This is a genomic window from Sphingobium jiangsuense, assembly GCF_014196495.1.
Taxonomy (GTDB): Bacteria; Pseudomonadota; Alphaproteobacteria; order Sphingomonadales; family Sphingomonadaceae; genus Sphingobium; species Sphingobium jiangsuense.
In genome coordinates, this window is record NZ_JACIDT010000014.1 from 1 (window position 1) to 25,469 (window position 25,469).

At 66.5% G+C, this 25,469-nt stretch carries 23 protein-coding genes and 1 tRNA gene; 7 read left to right on the forward strand and 17 right to left on the reverse strand.

Features of this window, described 5'->3' with window-relative positions:
• Positions 1 to 403: 403 nt before the first annotated feature.
• Both GGR43_RS16760 and GGR43_RS16765 read right to left on the reverse strand, forming a co-directional pair.
• Positions 404 to 1,024, reverse strand: coding sequence for a hypothetical protein (locus GGR43_RS16760; RefSeq protein WP_188073121.1), 621 nt, complete (start codon positions 1,022 to 1,024; stop codon positions 404 to 406).
• A 470-nt stretch (positions 1,025 to 1,494) separates the two neighbouring features.
• Positions 1,495 to 1,569 (reverse strand) — tRNA-Gly (locus GGR43_RS16765).
• Between the two features lie 212 nt (positions 1,570 to 1,781).
• Here GGR43_RS16765 and GGR43_RS16770 point away from each other — a divergent pair.
• Both GGR43_RS16770 and GGR43_RS16775 read left to right on the forward strand, forming a co-directional pair.
• The gene (locus tag GGR43_RS16770) at positions 1,782 to 2,693 is read left to right on the forward strand and encodes a tetratricopeptide repeat protein (protein WP_188073122.1); all 912 of its coding nucleotides are present in this window, start codon (positions 1,782 to 1,784) and stop codon (positions 2,691 to 2,693) included.
• 16 nt (positions 2,694 to 2,709) lie between these two features.
• The gene (locus GGR43_RS16775) at positions 2,710 to 3,327 is read left to right on the forward strand and encodes an LON peptidase substrate-binding domain-containing protein (protein WP_188073123.1); all 618 of its coding nucleotides are present in this window, start codon (positions 2,710 to 2,712) and stop codon (positions 3,325 to 3,327) included.
• A gap of 3 nt (positions 3,328 to 3,330) precedes the next feature.
• Here GGR43_RS16775 and GGR43_RS16780 read toward each other — a convergent pair whose 3' ends face one another.
• From GGR43_RS16780 to GGR43_RS16800, 5 genes are all read right to left on the reverse strand, one after another.
• On the reverse strand, positions 3,331 to 3,783 hold the full coding sequence (locus tag GGR43_RS16780) for an MAPEG family protein (RefSeq protein ID WP_188073124.1): 453 nt from the start codon (positions 3,781 to 3,783) through the stop codon (positions 3,331 to 3,333).
• A gap of 559 nt (positions 3,784 to 4,342) precedes the next feature.
• Positions 4,343 to 5,545 (reverse strand): type III PLP-dependent enzyme, encoded by a 1,203-nt coding sequence (locus GGR43_RS16785; protein ID WP_188073125.1) that lies wholly within the window; start codon positions 5,543 to 5,545, stop codon positions 4,343 to 4,345.
• Between the two features lie 150 nt (positions 5,546 to 5,695).
• Entirely contained in the window at positions 5,696 to 6,883 is a 1,188-nt protein-coding gene (locus GGR43_RS16790; RefSeq protein WP_188073126.1) for a carboxynorspermidine decarboxylase, read from the reverse strand.
• 13 nt (positions 6,884 to 6,896) lie between these two features.
• Positions 6,897 to 7,268, reverse strand: a complete 372-nt coding sequence (locus tag GGR43_RS16795) for a hypothetical protein (RefSeq protein ID WP_188073127.1) — start codon at positions 7,266 to 7,268, stop codon at positions 6,897 to 6,899.
• A gap of 1 nt (position 7,269) precedes the next feature.
• On the reverse strand, positions 7,270 to 8,478 hold the full coding sequence (locus GGR43_RS16800; protein ID WP_188073128.1) for a saccharopine dehydrogenase family protein: 1,209 nt from the start codon (positions 8,476 to 8,478) through the stop codon (positions 7,270 to 7,272).
• 301 nt (positions 8,479 to 8,779) lie between these two features.
• On the opposite strand from GGR43_RS16800, the gene GGR43_RS16805 reads away from it, so the two are divergent.
• Positions 8,780 to 9,547, forward strand: a complete 768-nt coding sequence (locus GGR43_RS16805) for a PilZ domain-containing protein (RefSeq protein ID WP_188073129.1) — start codon at positions 8,780 to 8,782, stop codon at positions 9,545 to 9,547.
• A gap of 179 nt (positions 9,548 to 9,726) precedes the next feature.
• Here the strand turns inward: GGR43_RS16805 and GGR43_RS16810 are convergent, their stop codons facing one another.
• The gene (locus GGR43_RS16810; RefSeq protein ID WP_188073130.1) at positions 9,727 to 10,341 is read right to left on the reverse strand and encodes an FMN-dependent NADH-azoreductase; all 615 of its coding nucleotides are present in this window, start codon (positions 10,339 to 10,341) and stop codon (positions 9,727 to 9,729) included.
• A 137-nt stretch (positions 10,342 to 10,478) separates the two neighbouring features.
• Here GGR43_RS16810 and GGR43_RS16815 point away from each other — a divergent pair, with 137 nt between their 5' ends.
• Positions 10,479 to 11,354 (forward strand): LysR family transcriptional regulator, encoded by an 876-nt coding sequence (locus tag GGR43_RS16815; RefSeq protein ID WP_223177494.1) that lies wholly within the window; start codon positions 10,479 to 10,481, stop codon positions 11,352 to 11,354.
• Here the strand turns inward: GGR43_RS16815 and GGR43_RS16820 are convergent.
• The 3 genes from GGR43_RS16820 to GGR43_RS16830 are packed head-to-tail and all read right to left on the reverse strand — an operon-like array spanning position 11,351 to position 15,527.
• Complete coding sequence (locus GGR43_RS16820) at positions 11,351 to 12,781, reverse strand: efflux transporter outer membrane subunit (protein WP_188073131.1); 1,431 nt, start codon at positions 12,779 to 12,781, stop codon at positions 11,351 to 11,353. The two genes, GGR43_RS16815 and GGR43_RS16820, sit on opposite strands and share 4 nt — an antisense overlap.
• Positions 12,782 to 12,789: 8 nt before the next feature.
• Complete coding sequence (locus GGR43_RS16825) at positions 12,790 to 14,373, reverse strand: DHA2 family efflux MFS transporter permease subunit (protein ID WP_188073132.1); 1,584 nt, start codon at positions 14,371 to 14,373, stop codon at positions 12,790 to 12,792.
• The gene (locus GGR43_RS16830; protein ID WP_188073133.1) at positions 14,370 to 15,527 is read right to left on the reverse strand and encodes an HlyD family secretion protein; all 1,158 of its coding nucleotides are present in this window, start codon (positions 15,525 to 15,527) and stop codon (positions 14,370 to 14,372) included. The genes GGR43_RS16825 and GGR43_RS16830 overlap by 4 nt, the downstream gene beginning before the upstream one ends.
• Before the next feature lie 80 nt (positions 15,528 to 15,607).
• Between GGR43_RS16830 and GGR43_RS16835 the strand changes: the two genes are divergently transcribed.
• Entirely contained in the window at positions 15,608 to 16,060 is a 453-nt protein-coding gene (locus GGR43_RS16835) for a MarR family winged helix-turn-helix transcriptional regulator (protein ID WP_188073134.1), read from the forward strand.
• 511 nt (positions 16,061 to 16,571) lie between these two features.
• The gene (locus GGR43_RS16840) at positions 16,572 to 18,605 is read left to right on the forward strand and encodes a M3 family metallopeptidase (protein ID WP_188073203.1); all 2,034 of its coding nucleotides are present in this window, start codon (positions 16,572 to 16,574) and stop codon (positions 18,603 to 18,605) included.
• 19 nt (positions 18,606 to 18,624) lie between these two features.
• Here the strand turns inward: GGR43_RS16840 and GGR43_RS16845 are convergent, their stop codons facing one another.
• The 3 genes from GGR43_RS16845 to GGR43_RS16855 all read right to left on the reverse strand — a co-directional run bounded on the left by GGR43_RS16845 (position 18,625) and on the right by GGR43_RS16855 (position 21,255).
• Entirely contained in the window at positions 18,625 to 19,182 is a 558-nt protein-coding gene (locus tag GGR43_RS16845; protein WP_188073135.1) for an NADPH-dependent FMN reductase, read from the reverse strand.
• Positions 19,183 to 19,217: 35 nt separating this feature from the next.
• Positions 19,218 to 20,111, reverse strand: coding sequence for a pirin family protein (locus tag GGR43_RS16850; RefSeq protein ID WP_188073136.1), 894 nt, complete (start codon positions 20,109 to 20,111; stop codon positions 19,218 to 19,220).
• A 268-nt stretch (positions 20,112 to 20,379) separates the two neighbouring features.
• On the reverse strand, positions 20,380 to 21,255 hold the full coding sequence (locus tag GGR43_RS16855) for a pirin family protein (RefSeq protein WP_223177495.1): 876 nt from the start codon (positions 21,253 to 21,255) through the stop codon (positions 20,380 to 20,382).
• 114 nt (positions 21,256 to 21,369) lie between these two features.
• Between GGR43_RS16855 and GGR43_RS16860 the strand changes: the two genes are divergently transcribed.
• Positions 21,370 to 22,284, forward strand: coding sequence for a LysR substrate-binding domain-containing protein (locus tag GGR43_RS16860; protein ID WP_188073137.1), 915 nt, complete (start codon positions 21,370 to 21,372; stop codon positions 22,282 to 22,284).
• 239 nt (positions 22,285 to 22,523) lie between these two features.
• On the opposite strand, the gene cydX is transcribed toward GGR43_RS16860, so the two are convergent.
• The 3 genes from cydX to GGR43_RS16875 are packed head-to-tail and all read right to left on the reverse strand — an operon-like array spanning position 22,524 to position 25,384.
• Positions 22,524 to 22,634 carry a cytochrome bd-I oxidase subunit CydX gene (gene cydX, locus GGR43_RS16865; RefSeq protein WP_188073138.1) on the reverse strand — a complete coding sequence of 37 codons (111 nt, stop codon included), beginning with the start codon at positions 22,632 to 22,634 and terminating at the stop codon, positions 22,524 to 22,526.
• Positions 22,635 to 22,652: 18 nt separating this feature from the next.
• Positions 22,653 to 23,801, reverse strand: a complete 1,149-nt coding sequence (gene cydB, locus GGR43_RS16870) for a cytochrome d ubiquinol oxidase subunit II (protein ID WP_188073139.1) — start codon at positions 23,799 to 23,801, stop codon at positions 22,653 to 22,655.
• An 11-nt stretch (positions 23,802 to 23,812) separates the two neighbouring features.
• Entirely contained in the window at positions 23,813 to 25,384 is a 1,572-nt protein-coding gene (locus GGR43_RS16875) for a cytochrome ubiquinol oxidase subunit I (RefSeq protein ID WP_188073140.1), read from the reverse strand.
• Positions 25,385 to 25,469: the final 85 nt, after the last annotated feature.

The following is a 25,469-nucleotide window of genomic DNA, read 5'->3' on the forward strand; positions in this document are numbered from 1 at the left end:
TCAGGAGGCTATGTGATGGTCCGGCGACCGCGCGCCATGCCGTTCGTCATGCCGGAGAAGAAATGGCGCAACCTGCCTCTATGGATCGACGCCGGGAAGGGGGAGGGATGACTGCGATATCGGACATAGCGAAGAAGTTCCGGCGCGCTCTGCGCAACCAGACCGGTACATCATTTTCACCGGATGAGCTTCGCGCTCTCGCTACGATCGGCGTATTGGAGGCTGTATCGTCAGCCGAACTTGAGGAATTGAAGCAGCAATGTCGCGTGGAAAGCGCACCTTTGAATATAACGGCTTCTGGCTCGAATACCGACGAGACGGAAAGGCCCCAGGTATCTGGCAGATCGCGGCCTATAAGCAGGCGTCCCGATCAGTCGTATATCGCAGCACTCGGACGGACAGCCTAGAGGATGCGAAAGCAGCCCTCATCAGCCATGCCAATCTTGAAAAGGCGAAGCAGCGTCAGCGCGCAGAGGACGCGGAGGTCATTCCGCTCATCATGACCTATTGGCAGGAACACGCGAAGAGCCTGATCGCTGCCGACCAGTCGGCCCGGAGCTTCCGCGCCTTCATGTCGTTCCTGAATATGGATGAGGCGGGTCCGCGCGCGGTGGTGACAGATATGAATCCGGCGCTGTTCGAACGCTTCCGGCGCTGGCGGATGGGGCCGCACAAGTTTTCCATGCCATGGGGTACGAAGGAATATTCTGTCGATTCGCAGGGCGTCTCTGGCGACACTGTGGAGCGGAATATCAATGATGTGCGAGCGGCGATCAACCATGCGGAATTGAACATGCGGATCGCGCTGGCGCCGCGCATCAAAGGCGTTGATGCGAAGCACAAGAATCCACTGCGCGAGCGCGTTCTGACCGAGGACGAGTTGGCGCGCATATTCTGGTATGCGCGCCACTTCCCGATGTTGTTCCGCTTTATCGCTCTCCAGATGGCCACCAGCGTGCGCCCGGATGCCGCCAAGAAATTTGATGCCCGGCAGCAATTCGATGGTCGGTTCATCGATCTGCAACCGGATGCCGCGCCGCGCACGAAAAAGCGCAATGCAATCATCCCTGCGATTCGTCCTATGCGCCCGATCCTCCGCGCATGGGCGAAAGAGGACTACGCGCCTGTAACCAGCCACAAGACCGCATGGCGCACCCTGCGCCGCGTCCTCGGCCTATCCGATGACGTTTTCCCCAAGACGATCCGGCATACGGTCGCGACATGGCTCTACAATGATCCAGCGATACCGGAGCGCCAGATTAGCGAGATGCTGGGGCACGAAGGCTCTTTGCGGCGGACAAGCCGCCTCTACGCGAAGTACCGCCCGGACTATCTAGGGGAGGTGGAGGCGGGACTGGAGCGCATCTGGCTGCGGACCACGATGCAGGCCAAGCGCTATGGCGCTGGCCATTGTTTGGCCACCGACAAATATGGCGCACTAAAAGTGGTTGCGGCTGATTCGGAATTTTCCTACGATTTACGCAGGGTTGAAACTGGAGCGGGCGAAGGGATTCGAACCCTCGACCCCAACCTTGGCAAGGTTGTGCTCTACCCCTGAGCTACGCCCGCTCTGGCGGCCGGTGGTGGGTGGCGGTTGCCTCCATCTCCCGGCGGGTGGCGGCCAACTAGCATCGGGTCGGGACCTCGGCAACCCCCTTTTTCAACTTATTTTGCACATTCTTCGATGACGGTTGCGCAACGCGCGCTTCCTCCCCACATAGAGGGCCGTTATCGGGGGCCGGACGGCCCGCTTGTGGGTTTGATCGATCAGGAGGGTAGACGTGGCGACCTTGGGCCTCAGCGAAGCGGACAGGAAAGCGGTCGAGGATTTCCGCAGGGACGTGGTCGACCCGTCCCGCACCGCGCTGGTCATCGTCGATTTCTGGGCGGAATGGTGCGGCCCCTGCAAGCAGCTGGCGCCCATCATCGAAAAGGTCTGCGCCGATTATGCCGCCAAGGGCGTGCAGCTGGTGAAGATCAATGTCGATGAGAACCGCTTCATTGCCGCGCAGTTCCGGGTGCAGTCGATCCCCACCGTCTATGCCGTGTTCCAGGGCCAGCCCGTCGCCGACCTCAGCCAGGCGCGCACCGAGGGGCAGCTCAAGCAGATGCTGGACCAGATCTTGGCGCAACTGCCGGTGGAATCGGAAGAGAAGCTTCAGGCCGAGGAGATCGCCCCGCTGATCGCGATGGGCGAGGGCGCGCTGGACGAAGGCGACGGCGAGCGCGCGCTGTCGATCTTCAGCCAGATCGCGGAGATGGTGCCGGATCATCCGGTGGTGATCGCGGGGCAGGCGCGCTCGCTCGTCGCGCTCGGCCGGCTGGACGAGGCCGGGGCCGTGCTCGACGCCGCGCCGGAGGAACTGGCGAAGGACCAGGCGCTGGAGCGCGCCCGCGCCGCGCTGTCGCTGGCGCGCGACGCCAAGCCGGTGCAGGACCTGTCCGGGCTGGAGGCACGCGTCGCGGCCAATCCCGATGACCATGAGGCGCGATTCGAGCTGGCGGGCGGGCGCATGGCCAATGGCGACCGACAGGGCGCGGCCGACGCGCTGCTGGAAATCGTCGCCCGCGACCGGGAATGGAACAACGGCGCGGCGCGCGCGCAACTGCTCAAGCTGTTCGAGGTGGTGGGCCTCGAAGATCCGTGGGTATCCACCCAGCGGCGGCGCCTGTCGGCGATCCTGTTCACCTGACGGGCCGGGCAGGGTGATGAAGAGGCAGCGCATCTCCCTTTTTCCGCTCGCGGGGGCCCTGCTGTTCCCCGGCGCCCATCTGCCGCTCCATATCTTCGAGCCGCGCTATCGGGCGCTGGTCAGCGACGCGCTGGCCCGCGACCGGCTGATCGGCATGGTGCAGCCCAGCGACACCAGGCCGCGCCCGGCGCTCTATTCCATCGGCTGTCTGGGGCGGATCGTCGAATGCGATGCGCTGGACGACGGCTGCTTCAACATCGTGCTGCTGGGGCTGGCGCGCTTCCATATATTGAACGAGCTGGACGTGGTGACGCCCTTCCGGCAGGTGGAGGCGGAGATCGAGCCGGAAGAGGAGGGGGGCACCGCCGCCCTCGCGCCCGCGACGCGCGCCGCGCTGGAGATGGAGGCGCGGCGCTTCGCCGATCATCTGGGCTATGTCGTCGACTGGTCGGCGGTCACCCGGCTGGACGATCAGGCGCTCGTCAACGGCATCGCGCAGGTGGCGCCGTTCGACGTGGCGTCGAAACAGTCGCTGCTGGAGGCGCGGACGCTGGACGAGCGGGTCGAACGCACCATCCAGCTCATGCAATTTTACGGCCGCACCGACCGGGACGGCTCGCCCACGCTGCAATAGGCGCTACAGCGCGGCGGCGAGCGCGGCGATCAGCGCGTTGATCGCCAGCAGCATCAGCACCAGCGACGACAGCAGGAACAGCCCCGCCCGGATGGCGACGATGTTGACGCGCGCCTGCCAGATGCTGTGGACGATGCGCAGCAGCACATAGGCCCATGCCAGCCCGAGGTTGAGCGCGCTTCCCTGCCCCAGCAGCGCGAGGATGAGAATGGTGGGGTAGAACAGCGTCGGCTGCTCCATCAGATGCGCATAGTTGTGCGCGGGCCAGTTCGCCTGTGGCGGCAACATCCGGTCGAGTTCCTGTCCGCGCCCGCCGCGCGGCACCTTGCGCAGGTCGATCCCCGCGACCTTGAACGCCGAGAACCGGACGATGAGCAGCCAGACCAGCATCGCCAGCGACCAGACGACCAGCGCCGCCGCGGGCACGAGCAGGGATGGGGCGAGATGGACAGGCATGGTGAAGTCCCCCGGATGGATATGCGCGGGAGAAGGTGCGAGGGCTGGCCGGGGTTGTCAATCGACCGTGAGGGGGTGCTGAAGTTGCATCGTGAAGCAGGCTTGCGGTGAAGGGCGGACTTTGCCTTTGCGGTCACCCCAGCGACCCGAAGGGCGACCGAAGGTCAATGCTGGGGTCGCTGGCCCCGGCGCGCGTCGCCTCCTGAGAAGCCAGCCTGCGCTGGCATGACGTGGATGACAGGTCTGGGGCTGGAGAGCGAACCTCGAATGTTGCGCCATATGAGTTCACGCGGAGGCGCGGAGACACGGAGACGCGGAGATGATGTCGCGAAGCCTGTTTCTCGTGCGGCAACAGGAGGTGAGGCGGCGCGGGTGTAAGGGGCCTGCGGCTCGAACTCTCTCTCCGCGTCTCCGCGCCTCCGCGTGCCCGATTCTGTTGCGCTGGTGGTGTCCGCTTCTGGCCGAAATCCGCCAAGGCGCCGGCTGTCGAACGTTCCAGATGCAAAAGGCCGGGTCCGATTTCCCCGACCCGGCCTTTCGCTATTCCATTCCGGCGGCGTTACTGGCCGATCTGCACCACCGTGGCGCTTTTCGCGCGGCGGGGTTCGACGATGCTGTCGTCGTACATGCTCGCCATCGGCTCGTCCGTGACCTCGACCAGCGTTTCGGCGGTGAAGCCGTTGAAGCCGGTCCGCATCGCGCAGCCATAGGCGCCCAGCATGCCGATCTCGATATAGTCGCCGGGGCCGATATCGGCGGGCAGCAGGAAGGGGCCGGCCATATGGTCCATGTCGTCGCAGGTCGGGCCGTAGAAGCTGAACGCCTGCATCTCCGCCTCGCTGCCTTCCTCGCGCAGCAGGTCCACCGGGAAGCGCCAGCCGACATGCGCCGCGTCGAACAGCGCGCCATAGGCGCCATCGTTGATGTAGAGCTCATCGCCCCGGCGGCGTTCCACGCGCACGATCAGCGAGCTGTATTCGGCGCACAGCGCGCGGCCCGGCTCGCACCAGAGTTCCGACGAATAGCTGACCGGCAGGCTTTCGGCCGCGCGGTAGATGGCGTCGAAATACAGCTCCAGCGCGGGCGGTTCCATGCCCGGATAGATGGAGGGGAAGCCGCCGCCGACATCGATGATGTCCACCGTCACCGCCGCGTCGACGATCGCCGCGCGCACGCGCTCCAGCGCCTGCGTATAGGCGTGCGGGGTCATCGCCTGGCTGCCGACATGGAAGCAGATGCCCAGCGCATCGGCCGCCTGGCGGGTCGCCATCAGCAATTCCTTCACCTCGCCCAGTTCCGCGCCGAATTTCGACGCGAGGGAAAGCTCGCTATGCTCGGACGACACGCGCAGGCGCACGCACAGTTCCAGATCGGTCGCGTTGCCGGTGGCGCGCATGATCTTCGTCAGCTCTTCCATCGTGTCGAGCGAGAAGGTGCGCACGCCGTAGCGGTGATATGCCTCGGCAATGGCTTCCTCGGCCTTCACCGGGTGCATGAAGCACAGCTTCGCTTCCGGCAGCGTCTCGGCGACGAGGCGCACTTCCGCGATGGACGCGACATCATAATGGGTGATGCCGCTGGCCCAGAGGGTGCGGAGCAGATCGGGAGACGGGTTCGCCTTCACCGCATAGAGCGACTTGCCCGGAAACTTCTCAACGAAGAAACGGGCGGCGCGGGCCGCGGCCTGCGGGCGAATGAGCGTTACCGGTGCTGCCGGTTTGAGGGTGGTTGCTACCCCCAGCGCGCTATGGAGCTTGTGCAATTCAAGGGACCTCCAGAAACAAGTGCGACGAGTCAAGCTGCCTTGCGGTGGAAGTCCCATGGGGCAGCGGGGTGCCGATATATGGATTGTGGCCGGGGGTGTAAAGCGTCTTTCCCCAAAAAAATCCGCATGCAGGCGCCGGGTTGCGGCTCAGGAAAGACGGCGCTTGAATTCGTCGTAATCGAAGCACCTTATGGCGCGAAAATCCCCGTCTTCGCTGTTCCACAGGAAGATGGAGGGCAGCGGCACGCCGTTGAAGGTGTTGGTCTTGACCATCGAATAATGCGCCTGGTCGAGGAAGGCGAAGCGCTGGCCGACCCGCGGCAGGCCGCCGAATCGATAATCGCCGATGATGTCGCCGGCGAGGCAGGACGGGCCGCCGAGGCGAATCGCCGGGCCGTCCTCCGCCTCGCCCAGCAGCGCCGGGCGATAGGGCGCCTCGATCACGTCGGGCATATGGCAGGTGGCGGAGATGTCGACGATCGCGACCGGCATGCCGTTGTCGATCACGTCCAGCACCTCGCCGACGAGGATGCCCGCGTCGAGCGCGATCGCCTCGCCCGGCTCCAGATAGAGGTCGAGGCCGGTCTGCGCCTTCACCGCGCGCAGGAAGGCGATGAGGTCCTCGCGCTGGTAATCGGCGCGGGTGATATGATGGCCGCCGCCGAAGTTCAGCCATTTGAGGCCGGGCAGGAACGCCTCGATCCGGGGGAGCAGCGCCTCCCATGTGCGGCGCAGCGGCACGAAATCCTGCTCGCACAGCGTATGGAAATGCAGGCCGTCGACGCCGTCGAGATGCTCCGCGCGCAACTGGTCGACCGGGAAGCCGAGGCGGCTGTGCGGCTGGCACGGGTCATATTTGGCGACCTCGCCCTCGGCATGGAGCGGGTTGATGCGCAGGCCCACGTCGAAGCGGTGGCCGTCCGCCCGCGCCCGGTCGAGGATCGGGCGGAAGCGCTCATGCTGGAAGGGCGAGTTGAAGATGAGATGATCGGACAGCGCGCAGATTTCCGGCAGGTCCTCCGCCTTGTAGCCCGCGCAATAGGTCGCGACCTCGCGCTTGCCGTCGGGCCCGGAATATTCCTCGCGCCCCAGCCGCGCTTCATAGAGGCCCGAGGCGCAGACGCCGTCGAGATACTCCGCGACGACCGGCCCCAGCGACCACATGGAAAAGGCCTTGAGCGCGGCCAGCACCTTCACGCCCGCCCGGTCCCGCACATCGGCGAGGATGGCGAGGTTGCGGCGCACGGCGGCCTCGTCCACCACGAAGGCGGGCGAGGGGACGCTGCCGAGGTCGAAATGCGCGAAGGCGCCGGGATCGCCCGCTCTGGTTTCCATGTCCGAAAAATCCTCAGTCCACGCAGATCGACGATCTGACCTTGCCATTTTCCACTTCGGCATAGCAGCCGAACAACCTGTCATCCGCCTGACACCAGCCCGCGGCGGGCGTTCCGACAGCGGGCAGGCCGCCCTCGCCGGGGTCGGCGATGCATTTGCCCTCGCAATCGGATCGGGAGGCGCAGGCCTTGCCCGCATCGGCATAGCGGTGGACGCACATCAATGTCTGGCGCCTGCCCCTCGCGTCGAGAAAGCCGCCGGAGCGCGCGCAGGCGCTGATCTCGCGGCTCGGCCCGCTCCCCGCCATCCGCATGTCCGGCGCGCAGCCGCCGGGCAGCGCCGCGAGCGGGGCGAGGAGGAGAAGGAGCAGCGCGCGAGCGGTCACGTCAGAAGGCCAGCGGGCCGTCCAACTCCCGCACCTGCCAGGGCAGGCCCTGCCGGTTCAGCATGTCCATGAACGGATCCGGGTCCATCTGCTCCATGTTGAACACGCCTGCGCCGGTCCATGTGCCGGTCAGGATCATCGCCGCGCCGATCATCGCCGGAACGCCGGTGGTGTAGCTGACCGCCTGATTGCCGGTTTCGGCATAGGCTTCCTCATGGTCGCAGATATTATAGATATAATAGGTCTTTTCCGACCCGTCCCTGGCGATGCCGGTGGCGATGTCGCCGATATTGGTCTTGCCCTTGGTCGTGGAGCCGAGCGTCGAGGGTTCGGGCAGCACGGCCTTGAGGAACTGGAGCGGGATGATCTCCTGCCCGTTGTAGATCACCGGATCGATCCGGGTCATGCCGACATTCTGGAGCACCTCCAGATGCTTGAGATAGGCGTCGCCGAAGGTCATCCAGAAGCGGATGCGCTGGATTTCCGGCAGGTGCCTGGCAAGGCTCTCCAGCTCCTCATGATACATGAGGTACATGTTCTTCGGCCCTACAGCCTCGAAGTCGAACTGCTGCTTGTGCGAGAGGGCGGGGGTCGTCACCCATTCGCCGTTTTCCCAGTGGCGCGCGGGCGCGGTCACCTCGCGGATGTTGATTTCCGGGTTGAAGTTGGTCGCGAAATGCTGGCCATGGTCGCCGCCGTTGCAATCGAGGATGTCGAGCGTGTCGATGCGGTCGAGATAATGCTTTTTGAGATAGGTCGCGAACACGCTGGTCACGCCGGGGTCGAAGCCGGAGCCGAGCAGCGCCATCAGGCCCGCTTCCTTGAACCGCTCCTGATAGGCCCATTGCCAGCTATATTCGAAATGCGCCTCGTCGCGCGGTTCGTAATTGGCGGTGTCCATATAGTGCACGCCCGCGGCAAGGCAGGCGTCCATGATTGCAAGATCCTGATAGGGCAGGGCGAGGTTGACGACGAGCTGCGGCCCGACCTCCTCGATCAGCGCGGTGGTGGCCGCGACGTCGTCGGCGTCGATCTGCGCGGTGCGGATGGTGACGCCGGTGCGCTGCTTCACCGAGTCCGCGATCGCGTCGCATTTCGAAAGGGTGCGGCTGGCGAGCGTGATTTCGTGAAAAATATCCGGGTTCATCGCCATTTTATGCACAGCGACCGACCCGACGCCACCGGCACCGATAACCAGAACCTTGCTCACTTCACGCTCCTGTCACGCATCCACGAAAGGCGCGATATAATGTGCCGGCGTTACAGTGCAATGTCGCATCTTGCGCACGGGCGCGCGATCGGCCGGGCGGTGACCGGCGCGCCAGCGGGAAAGACGCGGTTTCGGGCGCGATTCCGGCGCTCCCGCGCGTGAATGCAGGCTGATTTCGCCGGATTTTAACCGATCCTTAGCCTTGATGGTGTTTAATGGGCACCATCGACCCGACCGCTTCGGGCGCGGGAAAAGCAGACATCGCCCGGTAGGAAGGCCGGGAACGACAGGAAACCGGAGGATGAACGGCTTGCAATCGGAGGACGCGATGACGACCGAAGGCCAGGACTCGCCGGAAGGGGGAACGGCGGACCGCCGCACCGGCGCGCGCCAGATCTCGGTCCTCATCAATGCGGGAATAGTCCATCGGGGCGACGATGCGCTGTGCCGCATCCGCAACCTGTCGACGGGCGGGGTGATGATCGAATGCCCGTTGCCGCTGGCGGTGGACGATCCGGTCGAGCTGCATCTGCGATCCGGCAGCCATGTGCGCGGCACCGTGCGCTGGGCGAAGGAGGGGCAGGCGGGCGTCGCCTTCGACGATCCGGCCAGTGCGGCCCTCGTCGGCGCGACGCAGCAGCCGGCCCCGAAACGCGTGTCCATCCGCAGGCAGCCGGAAAGCGCATCCCCCATCGGCCATCCCGTCTTTCGCCGGAACTGCTGGGCGCATCTCTCCGCCGGGAACATGAAGGGCCGCACGCCGGTGCTGCAAATCTCGCCCGCCGGCATCATCGTGGAAAATTGCGTGGAATGGGGCGGGGAGCGGCTGTTCTCCGTGACGATCGAGGGGCTGGGCCGCTATTCGGCGCGGCTGGACAATCCCCTGTGCGTCGAGGATGCCGAGACGGCGGCGCTGATCTTCGTGGAACCGGTGCTCTACCGCACCTTCAACGAATGGCTGATCGCCACGCCGCGCCGGGCGGAAAGCGAGCCTGCCGTGCCGCCGGAGAACGGGTGCCCGGCCGGAAGGCACGGTGCGCGCGGATTGGATCTGACAGAACAGTCCTGATCCTCCCCGGTACGGGGAGGGGGACCGCCCGCAGGGCGGTGGAGGGGCACTATCCATCGAGCGTGACGCCCGTCCGATCAAGCGCAAGGTCCGTCCGATCAAGTTTCACGTCCGGCGTCCTGTGCCCCTCCACCATGCTTCGCATGGTCCCCCTCCCCCAAGGGGGAGGAATGGCAGCTTTAAAGCGCGCCCGCCCGCCGCTCCAGTTCGGCCGTGGCCGCGCCGATGGCGGCGGTGGCGGCGTCCTCGCCGAAGGCCAGCCCTTCGGCCAGCACCACAGCGATATCGGTGAGGCCGATAAAGCCCAGCACCAGCCGCAGATAGGCGATCTGGTGATCCATCGCGGCGGCCGCGCCCTCGCTATAGGCGCCCGCGCGGCTGGCGACGATCAGCGCGCGCTTGCCCTTCAGCAGACCCTCCGGGCCGTTGGCGGTGTACTGGAAGGTCGCGCCCGCGCGCAGCACATGGTCGAGCCAGCTCTTCAGCGTCGAGGGAATGCTGAAATTATACATGGGCGCGCCGATGACGATCAGGTCGGCGGCCTGCATTTCGCCGATCAGCCTGTCCGACAGCTCGCGCGTCGGCTTCGCCTCGTCGGTTTCCGGAGCGGGGCGGCCGATGCCGGCCAGCGTCGCCGAGCGCACATGCGGCACGGGATCGGCGTCGAGGTCGCGGTCCGTCACCTCGATCGAGGGATCGGCCGCCTTCGCCGCGCCGAGAAAGGCGTCGATCAGCCGGTTGGACACGGAATTGGCGCCATTGGCGCTGCTGCGGACGACCAGAAGATGGGACATTGAGAAAGCTCCTGTCTCTGAAAAGCCAAGGGAATGGGAGAGCCATTCCGATACGGTAGCCGCGATGTGGCATTAAAGGTTTTTGCATGCAATTGGCCACTATTGCCTAATATGCATTCATTTTTGTATAGAGACGCATGGACTGGGATGATTTGCGCCTGTTTCTGGCGATCGCGCGGCACGGCACGCTCTCGGCGGCGGGACGGGCGCTCGGCGTGTCGCAGCCGACCATGGGCCGCCGCCTCGCCGCGATGGAGGCGCGCATCGGCGCGCGCCTGCTGCGCCGCACGCCGGAGCGCTATGTGCTGACGCCGCTGGGCGAAACCGTGCTCGGCAATGCGGAGCGGGTCGAGGCGGAGATATTGGCGACGGAGCGCGCCATTTCCGGCCACGACTGCGCGCTGGAAGGGAAGGTGCGCGTCACCACCGTCGATACGCTGGCCGCGCGGATCCTCGTGCCCGCATTGGCGCGGTTACAGAAGGAGCATCCCGGCATCGTGGTGGAGCTGCTGTCCGATACGCGCCAGCTCAATCTGGCGCGGCGGGAAGCTGATATCGCGATCCGCATGGTGCCGTTCGAGGGGCAGGAGATCATCACCCGCAAGCTGGGCACGCTCGGCATGGCCTTCTATGCGGCGCGCGGCCATGACGGCGAGCGCCGCCCGCCCCGTATCGTCACGGTGCTGGACGATCTGGCGCATCTGCCCGAAGCGCAATGGCTGCGGCGGCACTTCCCCGATGCGGAGGTCGCGCTGCAATCGAACAGCCGCGAGGCGCATCTGTGGGCGGCGCGGCAGGGCATGGGGATCGCCTGCCTCGTCTGCTACCGGGCCGAGGCGCTGCCGGACCTGGTCCGGGTGCGGCCGGACCTGCCGCTGCTGCGGCGGGACATCTGGCTGGGCGTCCACCGCGACATGCGCCATATGCCGCGCATCCGCGCGGTCATCGACGCCATAGACGAGGAAATCTCGTGCCGTCGCGAGGAACTGTTTCCCGAAGGGGACGCGTCCTAGTTCCAGCCGAGGCCGAGCGCCTTCTGGATCGCGATATAGTCCGCCGTCAGCGCGGCGGTCGCCTGCGCGACGGTCTGTTGCGCGCCCATCGCCTGCCGTTCCGCCTCCAGCAGATCGATGCGGCTGGCGGTGCCCGCGCCGAAACGCTGGCGCGTCAGGCTGAGCGTGCGGTCCGCCGAATGGCTGGCGCGCGTGGCGCTGGCGACATTCTGGCGGCTGGCGCCGTAGCGGGCGAGCGCATCCTCCGCATCGCGCAACGCGCCGAGCACCGCCTGGCGATAGCGCGCTTCGGCTTCGTCGCGCGCGCCCTCGGCCTGGCCGATGCGGGCGGCGTTGCGGCCGAAGTCCAGCAGGTTCCAGCTCAGTCGGGGCATGGCGATGGCGGCGAGATTGTCGGGATCGAAGATCGCGTCCGGCTCCGTGCCGCCGATGCCGATCAGGCCCATGAAGCTGATCCGGGGGAAGCGGGCGGCCTCGGCCACGCCGATTCTGGCGGTGGCGGCGGCGAGCTGCCGCTCGGCGGCGCGGATGTCCGGCCGGCGCTGCAACAGCGCCGCGGGATCGCCGACCGCGACCGTGGCGGGGGGCAGGGGGATTGCGCCCGGCCCTGCCAGCATCGCGTCGACCGCGCCGGGAGCCTGCCCGGTCAGCACCGCGAGCGCGTTCAGATAGGCGTCGCGTTCCGCCCGCAGCGGCAGCAGGGCGGCGTCGGCCTGCTCGGCAAGGCTGCGCTGGCGCTCGACCTCCAGTGCGGAGACGGTGCCGTGCGTCTGGCGCTGCCGCGTCAGGTCCAGCACCTCGCGCTGCCGGGCGGCGGATTGTTCGGCGAGGGCCAGCCGTTGCTGGCGGTCGCGCAGATGGACATAGGCGCCCGCCACCTCGGCGGCGAGGCTGACTTGCGCGTCGGCGATACTGGCCTGCGCCGCCTCCAGCGAGGCGCGGCTGGCCTCCATCGTGCGCCGGTGGCCGCCGAACAGGTCGATCTCCCAGCTCGCGTCGAAGCCGAGATTGTAGAAATTGAGGGCTTCGCTGCTACTGCCGTCCCCGCCGCCTTCCTCCTCTCCGTCGCCGGAGGAGCCGAGGTCGATGCCCGGCAGCCGCGCATGGGCATAGGTCAGCTGCGCATTGGCGTTGGGCAGGCCGTTGGCGCGGTCGAGGCGCAGCGCGGAGCGGGCCTGCGTCAGCTTGGCCTGAGCGATGGCGATGGACGGGCTGTCGGCCAGCGCGCGCCGTTCCAGCTCGTCGAGCAGCGGGTCGCCCAGCGCCGTCCACCACGGGGCGACGGCGGGCGCAGCGGGGATCGCCGCTTCCCCGGCGCGCGCGAACCGTTGCGGCGCGGCTCCGGCCGAAGCGGGACCCTGATAATCCGGGCCGGCGGTGCAGGCGGCGAGAGCCAGAAGGGGGAGGAGCGAAAGGGGGGAGCGCATGACGGGCCTCAATGCATGGCGACGGCCTGCCCCTTGGGCAGCGGCCGCAGGAACAGAACCAGCGGAATGACGATGACGATGCCGACCGTCAGCAGCCAGAATATGTCGTTATAGGTCATCACCAGCGCCTCGCGCTGGATCGTGCCGGAGAGGGTGCGCAGCGCGGCCTCCGGGCTGCCCAGCGCGTGGGTCAGGCCGGCGATATATCCCTGCACATTGTCGGAATTGGCGTTGAGCGTTTCCTCTATGCGGCGGCTGTGCAGCCACAGGCGCTGGTCCTGCACGACGGCGATGCCCGCGAGCGCGAAGGAGCCGCCCAGATTACGCACCGAATTGAACAGCCCGGCCGCGTCGCCCGCATTTTCCGTCGATACCGACGCGATCGCCGCCTGGTTGAGGAAAAGGAAGGCGAGGATGACCCCGACGCCGCGCAGCAACTGGGATTCGATGAAATCGGCGCCCGCGGCGTCGGCCGTCATCACCGTATCCACCCAGCAACTCGTCGCCATGATGAGCAACCCGGTGGACACCGCGATCCGAATGTCGACATGCTTGATCATCAGCGGGGTGAAGGGCATCAGGATCAGGCTGGGTATGCCGGACAGCAGCACGATCTTGCCCGATTGCAGCGCATTGTAATCGGATATGGCGGCGAGGAACTGCGGGATCACATAGGCGGTGCCGTAGATCATCATGCCGATGACGAAGCCCATCAGCGCGATCGCGCCGAACTGGCGGTTCAGCAGCAGGCTGAGCTTGATCACCGGGCGTTTCGCGAAGACCTGCCCGGCGAAGAGCAGGATGAAGCCGACCGCCGACACGATCGTCATCTGCACGATTTCCGCGCTTTCGAACCATTGCTCGCGCTGCCCTTCCTCCAGCACGATGGTGAGGCCGCCCAGGCCGAAGGCAAGGCCCGCTATGCCCATCCAGTCCGCCTGCCTCAGCTCGTCCAGCTTCGGCTTCTGGTGGGACAGGCCGACCAGCAGCAGCGTGATGAGCAGGATGCCGACCGGCAGGTTGAGGAAGAAGGCGTAGTGCCAGCTGATATTCTCGGTCAGCCAGCCGCCGATCAGCGGACCCAGCACCGGGCCGAGAATGGCGGTGACGCCGAACATCGCATTGCCGATCGGCTGTTGCTCGCGCGGCAGGCGGGTGGCGATGATCGTCATCGCCGTGGGGATGAGCGCGCCGCCGGTGAAGCCCTGGCCCACGCGGCCGATGATCATCGTCGTCAGGTTGGTCGCGATGCCGCAGACCATCGAGAAGCCGGTGAACAGCGTCGCGGCGATCAGCAGCAGGGTGCGCAGGCCCAGCAGGCGCTCCAGCCAGGCGGAAAGAGGGATGATGACGATTTCGGCCACCAGATAGGCGGTCGCGATCCAGGTGCCCTCGGTGCTGCTGGCGCCGATCTCGCCCTGGATGGTCGGCAGGGCGGAATTGACGATGGAAATGTCGAGCGTGGCCATCATCGCGCCGAGGCTGCCCGCGCACACCGCCAGCCATGCGGCGGCGTCGGCGCGTTGCGGCGGGGCCTTGGCCGGGGCCGCTCCGCCGGGCAGGGCGCCCGCGTCGGCGGCGGCGCCGCTCATTTTCCGATCCGCCGGTTATACTGCTCCTGCTCCCGCCGGATCTGCTCGGTCGCGCCCTTGGCGGAGCGGGTGTCGACCGACACCTCGACCGACATGCCCGGAACCAGCAGCTTGCGGGTTTCGGGGCCGACATGGATAGCGATGCGCACCGGCACGCGCTGCACGATCTTGGTGAAGTTGCCGGTGGCGTTCTGCGGCGGCAGGATGGAGAATTGCGCGCCGGTGCCGGGCGAGATGCTGGCGACGGTGCCCCGGATCTCGACGCCGGGCAGCGCGTCGACTTCCACGCTGACCGGCTGGCCGACGCGCATCAGGCCGACCTGCGTTTCCTTGAAATTCGCCTCGATATAGAGGCTGTCGGCGGGCATCAGCGTCATCAGCCGGGTGGCGGGCTGCACGAACTGGCCCTGCTGCACGGTCTTGTCGCCGATGCGGCCGTTCGTGGCGGCGCGGATGATCGTCGATTGCAGGTCGGTATTGGCGGCGGAAAGCTGGGCGCGGGCGGCCTGGCCCTGCGCCTGCGCCTGCCGTATCTGGGCCTCCAGCGTGGCGACGCGCTGCCGCGCGCTGGCGGCGGCGGCGCGGGCCGAGGCCAGCTTGGCGTTCGCCTGCGCCGCTTGATTTCGCAGCTGCGAAAGCCGTTCCTTCGTTTCCGCGCCGCTCTGGGCAAGAGGTTGGTAGCGGGCGACCTCGCTATTGGCGAAATCCGCATCGGCCTGCGCCGCGGCGAGTTGCGCCTCGGCCTGGGCGATGGCGGATTGCTGCTCGCGGATCTGCGCCTCCGTGCCCGCCGCGCTGGCCGCCGCCAGCGCGATCTGGGCGTGGGACTGCTCGGCCTGGGCACGATAGTCGCGCGGGTCGATCTGCACCAGCGGCTGCCCGGCCTTCACCTCCTGATTGTCGATGACGAACACCTTGTCCACATAGCCCGAAACCTTGGGCGACACGGTCACGCCGTCGGTCTGGACATAGGCGTCGTTGGTGGACTGCTGATATTTGCCGTAGCTTTCATGCCGCGCGAACCACAGCGCGCCGGCCGTCACCGCCGCCGCCGCGATGATCAGGATGATGCGGCGGGCGCGCCTGTTCTTGCCGGAACCGGCGGAACTGTCGTCATCCTGCGCGATTGGGCCAGCGGTGGTTTCGGCACTCATGTCAACACCCGTCCTTGAAATTCGGCCACCGCATATGCGCGCACTTGTGATGCAATGCAATACACATTATGAGGAACCTCATGAAAGTGTGCGACGAAGAGTTGTTCAAGGAATTGGCGAGCGTGTTCCTGATGGCGCACCGCCAGATGGACCGGGCGATGACGGCGCAGGGCGCGTCGTTGGCGCGCACCAAGCTGCTGCTCTACATCCAGCGGTGCGGCGGCAATGCGCGCGCGGCCGATATCGCGGAACTGTTCGGCCAGGCGCCCCGCACGGTGACGGACGCGCTGGATGCGCTGGAACGCGACGGCCTCATCCAGCGCGCCACCGACGCGGGGGACCGCCGTGTCAAGCGGATCGCCATCACCGACGAGGGGGAGCGCGCGATCGCCGCGACCGAGCCGCTGCGGCGCGATCTTGTGCGCGATTTCTGCCGCCTGCTGACCGACGAGGACAGGCGGGTGCTCCATGATTGCCTTCAGAAAATGGCCATCGCGATCAACCCGCCGTCCCCGCCCGGAGACGGCATCTGACCCCTTGCGAATCTCCACGGATTTGATAGCATCCTCTTGTCAAACCCGCGAAAAAGCGGGGTGGCGAGGATGAACTGGAGGATGCGATGGAACGGGTTCATCACAGCCTTTGCCTGTGCGATTTCGGGCTGCTGTGCATGTCGAGCCTGGCGGCGTTGACGATTACCGGGATTGCCTTCGTCCTGCTGGGCTGAGGCGCTTTTCCCGTTGTAGCGGCGTATCGGCCGATTGGCCGGGGTGGCGCCGTTCGTTTGCTGGCGGTCCTCTTGTCGGGCCGCCCTCCGATTGTCTTTCTCTCTCCTTGCCGGACCCGCCATTGCGGGACTTTGCTGGAACCCTTCCCTTATGAAGACGATAGGCCGCACCGCGTGAAAGGCTGCCTTTCGCGGAGGTGAAAGCCGCGCATCATGGCATCATGGCGCCCAAGGCTCGCAATCATCGCGGGAGGTCCTATATCAGGCGATGATCGCTCCTTTCCCAAGGGCCGCGACTTTCCTTTTCGCTGTTATGGATCGCTTTCGTGACAAATCCCCTGCTTGATGCCATCGCGCTGCCGCGCTTCTCCGAAATATCGCCGGACCTGATCGCCCCCGCGCTGGACGAGGCGATCCACGCCCATGAAGAGGCCGTCGCCGCCGTGACGCAGGCGCGGCCCAGGGATTTCGCCGAGGCGTGGCTGCCGCTGGAGCGGGCCGACCGGGTGCTGGATGCGCTGTGGTCCACCGTGTCGCACCTCCACGCCGTCGCCGATACGCCGGAACTGCGCGCCGCCCATGCGGAAGGGCAGGCGCGGCTGGTCGAGAATGCGATGAAGGTCGCCCAGAATCACGATCTTTATGAGGTGCTGGACGGGCTGTCCGCGGTGCCCGGATTTGATGCCCTGCCGGAAGCGGACCGGGCCGCGGTCGCCCATGCGATCCGCGATTTCAGGCTGGCGGGCGTGGCCCTGCCGCCGGAAAAGCGGGCGCGCTTCGCGGAGATATCGGTTGAGCTGTCGGGTCTGTCCAACGACTTCGCCAGTGCCGTGCTGGACGCGACCGATGCGTGGGAAGAGCATGTGACCGACGAGGCGCTGCTGGCTGGCATTTCGGATGCCGACAAGGCGATGTTCGCGGACGCCGCCCGCGCGCGCGATCTCGATGGCTGGCTGGTGACGCTGCAATATCCCAGCGTCACCGCGATCCTGACCTTCGCGGAAGATCGCGGCCTGCGCGCTCGCGTCTATGAGGCGTTCAACACCCGCGCGTCCGACCGGGGGCCGCATGCCGGGCGCTTCGACAACAGCGCGCGCATCGCCCGCATCCTGGAGCTGCGGCGCGAAAGCGCGGCGCTGCTGGGATTTGCGGGGCCGGTCGAGTGGCTGCTGGCGACCCGCATGGCGAACAGCGCGGACGAGGTGCTGCATTTCCTGCGCGATCTGGCCGCGCGCGCCAAGCCCTTTGCCGAGCGGGAAATGCGCGAACTGCGCGATTTCGCCGCCGTCGAACTGGGGCTGGAAGACCTCCAGCCCTGGGATGTCGGCTTTGCCGCCAACCGGCTGCGGCAGGCGCGCTATGCGGTGGACGAGCAGGCGATCCGCGCCTATTTCCCGGTCGATCGGGTGATGGAAGGCTGGCAGACGCTGCTTCGCCGCCTGTTCGGCATCCGCCTCGCCGAGCGCGACGATGTGCAACTCTATCACCCCGATGCCCGCTATTGTGATGTGGTGGACGAGGACGGATCGACCTTCGCGGGGCTCTATCTCGACCTGCATGCCCGGCCCGGCAAGCGCGGCGGCGCGTGGATGGCGCAGGCCCGCCCGCGCCTGCATGACGGCGGCGTGATCGGCGTGCCGGTCGCCTATCTGGTCTGCAACTTCTCGCCCAGGGGCGGCGAGACGCCTTCGCTGCTGTCGCATGGCGACGTCACGACGCTGCTGCATGAAACGGGGCATTGCCTGCATCATCTCTTCACCCGCGTCGACCGGCCCAGCATCGCCGGAACCAACGGCTTCGAATGGGACGCGGTGGAGCTGCCGAGCCAGCTGATGGAGGATTTCGCGTGGGATCGCGACGTGCTGACCGCCATGTCCGGCCATTACCGGACGGGCGAGGCGCTGCCCGTCGAGCAGTTCAACCGGCTGGTCGCCGCACGGCATTTCCAGTCCGGCATGTTCATCGTGCGTCAGATCGAGTTCGGCCTGTTCGACATGCTGCTGCACATGGGCACGCTGGGCGACGATCCGGTGCCGGTGATGCAGGCGGTGCGCGAAGAGGTGGCGGTGATCCATCCGCCCGAATGGAACCGCTTTTCCCACAGCTTCAGCCATATCTTCGCGGGCGGCTATGCGGCGGGCTATTACAGCTATCTCTGGGCGGAGGTGCTGGCGGCCGACGCGTTCGAGCGGTTTGCGGAAGAAGGGCTGGTGGACCGGGCGACCGGCGACCTGCTGCGCGAGGAAATCCTTTCGCGCGGGGCGACCCGCCCGGCGGCGGAAAGCTTCCGCGCCTTTCGCGGGCGCGACGCCGACCCGGAGGCGATGCTGCGGCGGCGCGGGTTGATGTAGGGCGGGGGGACGCCCGCCTCTATTTCCCGTGCCGGGTGAAGGCGACGAAGCCCGCGAGGAAATCCTTCAGCCGCTGACGGGTGCCCTCGTCGGTCAGGCGGCCGTCCTCATCATAAAGGTCGCCCGCGCGCGACACCATCAGCCGGCCTTCGAACCAGGGCCGGGTGCCGAGCGTCCGCAGCACCGGCAGCCAGCCGTCCTGCGCCAAGATCGTGCCGAAATTGCCCGGCGTCGCGCCCATCACCGCGACCGGCCTGCCTTTGAAGATGCGAGGTGAGTCGCTGGGCGGGCGGGACAGCCAGTCGATCGCGTTCTTGAACGCGCCGGGGATGCCGTTATTATATTCCGGCGTCGCCAGCAGCAGCCCGTCGGCCTGCACGATCGCGGTCTTGAGCGCCGTCACCGCCGGGGGAATGCCCTCGGCTTCCTCCACATCGCCATCGTAGAGCGGTATGCCCTCTATGCCGTGCACGTGCAGGTCCACCCCGCCGGGCACCAACTCCCTTGCTGCCTCCAGCAGACCGCGATTATAGGATGTGCGGCGCAGGCTTCCAACTATTCCGACGATCCGTGTCATGGCGATATCTCCTTGAACATAGGGCGCGCGGGCCATCAGGACATGGCGGGCGGCGAGGGCATCGGCGTATCGGGCAGCGGGATATATTCGCCGTCATCGGTATCGGGCAATTTCATGCGCCCCGCCTTCCAGTCCTCCGCCGCCTGCGCGAGCCTTTCCGTCGAGGACGAGACGAAGTTCCAGTAGAGGAAGCGTTCGCCCACCGGCTCGCCGCCCAACAGCATCAGCGTCGATCGCTGCGCCGCGCGCACGCCGGACGCATCGGGGCCGAGGACGAGCATGGTTCCCGCGCCGAAGCGCCGCCCGTCCAGCTCGACCTCGCCCGACGCCACATAGAGCGCGCGTTCGGCATGGCCGGTCGGTATTTCCGCCGTCGCCCCGGCCTCCATGTCGAGATGGGCGTAGAAGAGCGGCGAGTGGGTGCGCGCCCCGGCGGTCAGCCCATAGGCGCTGCCCGCGATCAACTGGCCGCGCACGCCGCCCTCGCTCCATTGCGGCAGGTCGTCGCCTTCATGGTGGGAAAAGGCGGGGTCGGTTTCCTCATATTCCTTCGGCAGGGCGACCCATGCCTGGATGCCGTCGAGAAAATCCCCCTCCGCCCGCGCCTTTTCGAAGCGCTCGCTATGGGTGATGCCGCGCCCGGCGGTCATCCAGTTGACCTCGCGCGGGCGCACCGGCAGCTCGGAACCGACGCTGTCGCGATGCATCACCTCGCCCGCGAACAGGTAGGTGATGGTCGAAAGGCCGATATGCGGGTGCGGGCGCACGTCCACTTCGGCGGGGATGCCCGCGGGCAGGCCGATCGGCCCCATATGGTCGAAGAAGATGAACGGGCCGACCATCCGCCGTTTCGCGAACGGCAGCACCCGCCCGACTTCCAGCCCGCCGCCGAGGCTGCGCCGCCGCTGTTCGATTACCATTTCGATCATGACCGTTCCCTTCTTCCGTGAAGCCGGACCGTCCCGCCGGCCCTTATAACATGAGCGCGCGCGCTTTGGTTGCGCGCTCGCGGCCGGGCGGGAGGAAAATGCGCTATTATATCCACAGGCGGAGCGGACCTTCGCCTTTATCGTCACCCCGGCACAAGTTGGGGTCATAGGGCATGGTGCGCGCCACCTCCCTGAGATGCCAGTCTGCGCTGGCATGACGCGATAGGATGGAGGCCCGGCCCCGCCCAAACGGAGCCGGGCCATCCCGTCAGGCGGCGATATGCTCGAACCGCCCGCTATTGAAATCGTCGATCGCCTGCCGGATCTCCGCCTCGCTGTTCATCACGAAGGGACCATAGCCGACGATCGGCTCGTCGATCGGTTCCCCGGTCAGCACCAGCAGCGTGACGTCGCCATCGGCGTGGATCGATACCCCGCTGCCTTCGCGGCCGAGCAGCAGCACCTCGGCCTCGCCCACCGGCTGCGTGCCGTTGACGGTCGCATGCCCGCCCAGCACCACCAGCAAGGCGACATGGCCTTCGGGCAGTTCGGGCGTCCATTCGGCATCCCGGCGCAGGCGCGTGTCCCAGACATTGACCGGGGTGAAGGTCCGCGCCGGGCCGGTGACGCCGCCCAGTTCGCCCGCGATGATCCGCGCCGTGCCCGCGTCGCCGGGCAGGTCGACGGTCGGAATGTCGGCGGCGGCGATGCCCTGATAGCCGGCGTTCGCCATCTTGTCCTTCGCGGGCAGATTGACCCAGAGCTGCACCACGCGGAACCGCCCGCCCGTCTTTGCGAAGGCGGGGGAGTGGAATTCCTCGTGGATGATGCCGCCCGCCGCCGTCATCCACTGCACGTCGCCGGGGCCGATGATGCCGCCATTGCCCGTCGAATCCCGGTGCGCGACCTCGCCGTCATAGACGAGGGTCACGGTTTCGAAGCCGCGATGGGGATGCTGGCCGACGCCGCGCGCGGTGGTGGTCGGCGCGAAATCATGCGGCCCGGCATAATCGAGCAGCAGGAACGGGCTGATATGCGCGCCCAGGTTGTTGTAGGAAAAGAGCGTGCGGACGGGGAAGCCGTCGCCCACCCAATGACCTTGTTCATTGCCGTACCGGCCCAAAATGGTCTTGTTCGTCATCATTCTGTCTCCTGGGCGGCTCTCCCGTCAGGGGCGCCGCTGTTGAGCCGAAGATAGGCGCGCAACGATGATTGCGGAAGATTGCGATATCCGACGCATCGTCCTATCCTTGCAACGATGCAGGACCTGAACGACCTCGTCTATTTCGTCGCCGTCGTCGACCATGGCGGCTTTGCCGCCGCCGGGCGGGCGCTCGGCATTCAGAAGTCGAAGCTCAGCCGCCGCGTGCTCGCGCTGGAGGAGCGGCTGGGCGTGCGGCTGCTCAACCGCTCGTCGCGCCATTTCTCGGTGACGGAGATCGGGCGCGCCTATTATGAGCGCTGCCTCGCGGTGCTGGTGGAGGCTGAGGCGGCGGACCAGTTGATCGCGCAGACCCGTTCCGAACCGCGCGGCGTGGTGCGGGTGAGCTGCCCGGTGGGCCTGCTCTCCTTCCGCTTCGCCCCGCTCATCAGCCGCTTCCTTGAGGAAAACCCGGCGGTCGAGGTGCATCTGGAGGCGACCAACCGCCGCGTGGACGTGATTGCGGAAGGGTTCGACCTCGCGATCCGCGTGCGCTTCCCCCCGCTGGAGCCGAGCGATCTCGTCATGCGGCGGCTCGATGAAAGCACGCAATGTCTGGTCGCCAGCCCTGCGCTGGTTGGGCGGCCGCTGCGGTCCCCCGCCGATCTGGCGGGCCTGCCCAGCCTCGATCAGGGGCCGTCGCGGCGGAGCCACGAATGGACGCTGCATCATGCCGACGGGCGCACGGCGGGCGTGCCCCATGCCCCGCGCCTCGTCACCGACGACATGGCGAGCCTGCGCGCGGCCGCGATCGCGGGGATCGGCATCGTCCAGCTGCCGACGATGGCGGTGTGGGAGGATATGCGGGCGGGGCGGCTGGTCGGCGTGCTGCCGGACTGGCGGCCGCGCGCGGGCATCATCCACGCGGTGTTCCCGTCGCGCCGGGGCCTGCTGCCTTCGGTGCGGGCGCTGCTCGATTTTCTGGCGCAGGGCTGCGCGGAGCAGCGCAGGCGGATGGGGGAGGATGGCTGATCCGGGGCCGATCCGGCCTGATCCGGCAATCTCTTTTTATTAGGTTGACATAATATAACGATTAAACGATAGGGCGCCCCGTTATCGGATGGCGCTCCGGCGGTCCGCATCCCGTTGCGCTGTGGGGGCTAGCAGCGGGCGATGCGGTTCCGGCGCGTCATGCCCGCCGGCATCGAGGCGCGATGGGGAAAAGGCCGAAGCATCGCTGCTCCGGCCTTTTCCCTTTTGGCATCCGGCGATCAGACCGTGCCGTCCTCATCCGGGTCCGAATGGAATTCGTGCCACATGCCGTTCAATATTCCGAAGCCGACCGCAAGGCCCAGCCCCAATATCCAAGAGAAATACCACATCGAGCCGTCCCTTTCCGGTCAGTAGAAATCGGGGTTGCTGCCGACCTGCTCCCGCGTCACCCGACCGAACAGCACCTTGTACACCCATGCGGTGTAGAGCAGCACGACCGGCAGCAGCAGCGCCGTCGCCACCAGCATGATGAACAGCGTCACATGGCTCGACGAGGCGTTCCAGACCGTGAGGCTGGAGGCCGGATCGATCGAGCTGGGCAGGATGAACGGGAACATCGACAGGCCCACGGTCGAGATGATGCCGACCGCGCCCAGCGAGGAGCCGCCGAACGCCAGCGCCTCCTTGGCCCGGATGATGCCGAGCAGCGCCAGCGCCGGGCCGAGGAAGCCGAGGAGCGGGGCGAGGATCATCCACGGATGGCGCGCATAATTGTCGAGCCATGCGCCGCCCACGGCGACGCTTTGGGTAAAGTGGGGGTTGGAGGGGCCATGCGGATCGACCAGCCCCTCGATGCGGAAGCCCAGCCCGCCTTTCCAGACGAACAGGCCGCCCAGCGCGAACAGCGCGATCGAGGCGATCGCCGCGATCCGGCCGAAGCGGGCGGCGCGGTCGTGCACCGGGCCGCGCTCTATCTTGATCGCGAGCCAGCTGGCGCCGTGCAGCACCAGCATCGCGACCGACAGCAGCCCGGCCAGCAGCGAGAAGGGATGGAACAGCCCCAGCAGCGAGCCTTCGTAGAAGGCGCGCAGGTCGCCGTCGAGGCGGAAGGGGATGCCGGTCAGCACATTGCCGACCGCCACGCCGAACACCAGCGCGGGCACGAAGCCGCCGATGAACAGCGCCCAGTCCCAGCGGGCGCGCCAGACAGGGTCGGTCTTTTTCGAGCGGTATTTGAACCCCACCGGCCGCAATATCAGCGCCGACAGCACAAGGAACATCGCGAGGTAGAAGCCGGAGAAGCTGACCGCATAGACGAAGGGCCATGCCGCGAAGATCGCCCCGCCGCCGAGGATGAACCAGACCTGATTGCCTTCCCACGTCGCGCCGATCGAGTTGATGACCATGCGCCGTTCCGCGTCGTCCTTCGCGACGAAGGGCAGCAGCGCCGTGGTGCCGAGGTCGAAGCCGTCCGTCAGCGCGAAGCCGATCAGCAGCACGCCCAGCAGCGCCCACCAGATCAGCCGGAGGATTTCATAATCGATGGGAGGTGCCATGATGTCACTCCTTATTCAGCGGGCAGCGGCGCATAGCCTTCGTCCGGGCCTTCCCCGGCGGGGATCTCATGCTCTTCCACCGGCCCCTTGCGGATCGCCGCCAGCATCAGCCGCACCTCGATCACCGCCAGCGCGCCATAGAGGATGGTGAAGCCCGCGATCGTCGTCCAGATCTGCGCCACGGTCAGGCTGGACGCGCCGAGGAAGGTCGGCAGCACGCCGTCGATCGCCCAGGGCTGACGGCCGATTTCCGCGAGCAGCCAGCCGAACTCGATCGCCACCCAGGGCAGCGGGATCACCCACAGCGCCGTCTTGAGGAACGGGCGGGAATCGAAGCGGCGGACGGTGGCGAGGAAGAAGGCGACGCCGAAAAAGGCGATGAAGAAGAAGCCCAGCCCCGCCATCACGCGGAAGATCCAGAACATCACCGGCACATTGGGCACGGTGTCCCACGCCGCCTGCGCGATCTGCTCCGGCGTCGCGGTGCGGGGATCCTCGACATAGCGCTTGAGCAGCAGCGCATGGCCGAGGTCGGACTTGTGCCGCTCGAACTGCTCGCGCGCGGCCATGTCGTTGCGGTCCATCTTCAGCTTCTCGACTGCGTCATAGGCCTCGATGCCGCTGACGATATGCACGCCCGCCTTCTGCACCAGCTCCTCTATGCCGGTCACCTCGCCGGTGAGGCTGCGGGTGGAGATGAGGCCCAGCAGATAGGGCAGCTTTATCTCGAAATGGGTGGTGCGGTCGGCGACGCTGGGGAAGCCGATGACGGTGATCCCGGCGGGGGCCGGTTCGGTGTGCCACATTGCCTCCAGCGCGGCGAGCTTCATCTTCTGGTTGTCGGTCAGCGCATAGCCGCTCTCGTCGCCCAGCACGACCACCGACAGCGAGGAGGCGAGGCCGAAGGCCGCCGCCACGGTGAAGCTGCGCTTCGCCACCGCCGTCCACTTGCCGCGCAGCAGATACCAGGAGGAGATGCCGAGCACGAACACCGACGCGCAGACATAGCCCGCGCTGACGGTATGGACGAACTTGGCCTGCGCGACGGGGTTGAAGAGCACCGCCATGAAGTCGTTGACTTCCATGCGCATGGTTTCCGGGTTGAACCGCGAGCCGACCGGATGCTGCATCCAGCCGTTGGCGACGAGGATCCACAGCGCGGAAAGATTGGTCCCCAGCGCGACCATGAAGGTGACGAGAAGATGCACGGGTTTGGAAAGCTTGTCCCAGCCGAAGAACATCAGGCCGACGAAAGTCGCTTCAAGGAAAAAGGCCATAAGGCCTTCAATGGCCAGCGGCGCGCCGAAAATATCGCCGACATAATGCGAATAATAGGACCAGTTCATGCCGAACTGGAATTCCATGGTGATGCCGGTGGCGACGCCCAGGGCGAAGTTGATGCCGAACAGCTTGCCCCAAAAACGCGTGATGGTGCGCCATATCTCGCGGCCCGTCATCACATAGATGCTTTCCATTATGACAAGCAGAAAGGAAAGCCCAAGTGTCAGCGGTACGAAGAGAAAATGATAAAGCGCCGTCAGCGCGAATTGCAGCCGGGAAAGTTCAATGACGGCCATGTCCATGATAAGGCCCCCGTTCGTTGCGACCGGAGCTTATAGCTCCTTGAGTCGGTTGCAAATCTAGCGGTTGTTCTTTACTCCTGCCGGG